Origin of the sequence: Corynebacterium sp. KPL2734 (assembly GCF_040225595.1) — a bacterium.
GTDB classification, from domain to species: Bacteria; Actinomycetota; Actinomycetes; order Mycobacteriales; family Mycobacteriaceae; genus Corynebacterium; species Corynebacterium rhinophilum.
Genome location: NZ_JBEHFO010000039.1, coordinates 1 through 2148, shown reverse-complemented (window position 1 = coordinate 2148; position 2148 = coordinate 1). Strand labels below are relative to the sequence as shown.

Below are 2148 nucleotides of genomic sequence, written 5' to 3'. Positions count from 1 at the left end.
CCGTGATGGTCGCCTTATTGTGCACCGGCACGAGGCTTACCACGGGTTACAGATACACCACACTAGCGGACGCAACCAAGCTCAATCGTTTTTCGTTGTATAAATGGGCCCAAACCCGTAAAAAGCGCAGGATACAATGATGTATTCCGACGGTCTTATCGGTGCGAAGATCACCACTATCTTTAATGATGAGCATGGTCTTTATGGTGCTAAACGCATCGTCGCAAGCCTTAAAGCCGATAAGAGCTTTGGCCCGACAAATCACAAGAAAGTTGCACGACTCATCAAAAGCCATGGGGCCTACAGGGGCCTGCCCCCGGAAAGTGGACACATCGGGGGTCAGGCCCGGCGGATTGAACAGTCGACTTATGAAATATTTTCATGGCGTGCCATATTCTTAAACACCTATAGGCCAGAGCGTCTCTCCGAGCTCCGCTTTTGTTCAGCATAACTATTTTACCGTTGCTAAATTAGAGCTATGAAGATTAAGAGCTTGTCTATTAAGAACTTCCGTGCTATCGCAGACTTCAAACAAGAGTTTGGTTCCTACACAGCTTTCATTGGCTACAACGGCGGAGGAAAATCATCTATCCTTCACGCAGTCAGATGGTTCTTCGACGATTTCGAACTCGAACCCTCCGATGTGTTTTCCAAAGACCTAGGGCAAGATGACCGAGCAGCGTTACCCTACGTCAAAGTGACCGTCACCTTTGACGATTTATCTAAGGTAGACCGCGAAAACTTCGGACCTTACGCCCTCAAAGATGAGATTACCCTGTCCCGAGTTGGAGGTGTTGGGAAAAAGTCGAAACTATATGGAGAACGACTAGTTTGCGAAGAGTTCACCAAGCTTAGAAAGGAGACTAAAGTAGCTGAGGTTCGAAAACGCCTTCAAGAATTAATTATTACCGATGATAGTTTTTCAGACCTACAGAGCTTCAGCAAATCTCCCAAAAACGAAATCCTTAAAGCCCTTGAAGATTGGGAATTAAAACCAGAAAATAGGGAAGCCTTGACTCCGATTGAAGACGAGGATGCAAATCATTTTTTTGGTGCAGTAGGGTCCGAAAAGCTAAAAGCCGACGCCGGTTTCGTATTTATTCCGGCTGCGCCGGATCTAACCGGCCAATTCGATGTTTCCGGCAAGGGCTCAGCCGTTCAGCTACTACTTGGAGACATCTTGAAAGGGGTCGTAGGGCAATCCATTAGCAAGTGGACGGAAGAGAACCAAGAAGTTTTAAACCAACTCGAAGCTACCGTCAAAGAATCTGCTGCTAGCCGTCTGAAAGATCGAGCGCATAAAGTCAATCGACACCTAGAAAGATATTTACCTGATACCCAAATCGAGTTTGAGGTTGGTTTACAGGACTGGGCCCCAAAGGCCAGCCCGAGCGCTATATCTAAAATGCACAAAGGAGGTCGTGAATTTCCCATCGAACGCGAAGGACATGGAGTGCAACGAGCAACTCTCCTAGCACTACTTCAAGCTACAGCCGATTCACGCTCTGAAACCCCACCGCCTAATGAGGATCCAGAAGCCGTCGGATTAGGAGACCCGCGAAACTCGCTTATAGTTTTTATCGAGGAGCCGGAGGTCTATCAGCATCCGGTCCAAGCGCGACTTATGGCACGGTCGTTTGTCAATGCCTCTCACATGGGAAACGTACAATTTGTTGTAGCTACCCATAGCCCTTACTTTTTAGATCCCACTCAATTAGAGCGAACATTTCGCGTGGAAAGTTCACGCGCAGGTTCAAAAGTCCACCGCCCACGCTTCGAAGAAGATCTAACTAAGAAGTTAGAAAATGGGGATCTAGACAAATACTTTCTCGAGAGCATCACAGAGAGTCTTTTTTCACAGGCCGCATTAGTTGTCGAAGGTGATACCGAGCGGGCGATTTTTGATACCATGCCCTGCGACAACAGCGGACTAACACTAAGAGATCTTGGCATATCAGTAGCCGTTGCCGGTGGTGCGAATTCGCTGCTAGATATGGCTAGAATCATTCGTGCCTTTGGCGTGCCCACACTGGTGGTTAGGGACGGTGATTCCGATCGTGATATCGCTATGTGAAGTGCCCCGGGTTTTGTTCCTAGGCGTTTGCCTTGATTTCTATTATTGCTTGCGGCGGGTGCTGGTCCCAAAAT

General features: G+C 47.9%; 2 protein-coding genes. Both read left to right on the top strand.

Going from position 1 to position 2148, the window contains the following annotated elements:
• The first annotated feature begins 136 nt into the window (after positions 1-136).
• Entirely contained in the window at positions 137-451 is a 315-nt protein-coding gene (locus tag ABRP88_RS11275; RefSeq protein WP_349837250.1) for a helix-turn-helix domain-containing protein, read from the top strand.
• 27 nt (positions 452-478) lie between these two features.
• Entirely contained in the window at positions 479-2074 is a 1596-nt protein-coding gene (locus tag ABRP88_RS11270; protein WP_349837249.1) for an ATP-dependent nuclease, read from the top strand.
• Positions 2075-2148 lie beyond the last annotated feature (74 nt).